We start from the raw sequence: 1,145 nt of genomic DNA, 5'->3' as shown, positions 1-1,145 counted from the left end.
AATGGTTGATTTTTTATATAAGAGATATTGAAATAAGAGAATCTTGTATATTATTCTTCAGCAAATGCTTCTTTAGAGTAGCTTGCTAATTCATTAACATTTTCACCTGTAACAACATTCGGATAGTAAGTAGAAGCTGTGTTCATAGCTACTTGATTTACAGCCCAGAACATAGAACCGCCATAATTGTTATCAGATACATAGTCAATCATCTCTTTATCTAGAGTAAGACCTTCCCATTCACCACTAGCAGCTTGTCCACCTGGTTCAAAGCCAAGAACTACTAAACTAGGATTTACATATTCAGAGAAGCTCTTTAACATATCTGTATAAACATCTTTAGTCCAAGTTTTACCATTAGGCATATCATTAGGACCTACATCATAAGCCATGATATTTACCCAGTTTACAACTTGATCTAATGATGAACCATTATCTTTTAGCCATTTGTCAATAGCAATACCTTCTCCATCAGAGTTGAAGTCATTAGCAAAACCATGAGCCTTACTACTTTCGAAAAAGGCATTAAATCTAGTAGTATAGCCTATTTGCTTATCAGACATTCCTTCAGCATCTAGCCTTTCTCTTAGAGTTTTAAGAGTTTTAGCTAAAGTTGTTAATTGTTGATCTTTGTTAGGGTTTGGTGAACCATCTGCTAATTGACTTAAATGCTCCCAGTCAAAATCGACACCATCACCACCAAGTTTTAATAATTCAACAACTTGATTGACAAAAGCATCTATTTGACTATCGCCAATCGTTTGCTGTAAATCAGACCATCCACCAATTGCCCATATAAATTTACCACCATTAGCATGAGTTAAATCTATTAGTGAATCTATACGAACTCTTTGCCAATTTGAGTTATTATCCCAAGCATTTTCATAATTGCCCATAACACTTAGGACATCCGCACCGGCCATACTTTCATTTATATGACCACTGCTCCATGCTTTATTCGCAGGATTTTCTGGATTAGGTGACGAGTCTAATGTAAGGAATGAGTATAAAATATGTGTATATGGCGCCACATCTTCAGCACTTCCTTTATAATCCCCACTTATTAAACCAGGTTTCCAGTTTTCCCAGTATCCCATTATTTTCTTACCAGCCTCAATTGGTGCTTGTTGCTCAAAATTAACATT

Annotated in this window: 1 protein-coding gene; it reads right to left on the bottom strand. The window is 35.5% G+C overall.

The features are described 5' to 3' along the window. Positions 1-50: 50 nt before the first annotated feature. A partial coding sequence (locus tag FTPG_RS08775; RefSeq protein ID WP_035722668.1) for a glycosyl hydrolase family 18 protein occupies positions 51-1,145 on the bottom strand: 1,095 nt, incomplete at its 5' end.

Origin of the sequence: Francisella philomiragia subsp. philomiragia ATCC 25015 (assembly GCF_000156715.1) — a bacterium.
Taxonomy (GTDB): domain Bacteria; phylum Pseudomonadota; class Gammaproteobacteria; order Francisellales; family Francisellaceae; genus Francisella; species Francisella philomiragia.
Note: the sequence above shows the minus strand (reverse complement) of the source record. Positions and strands in the feature narration are given on the sequence as shown.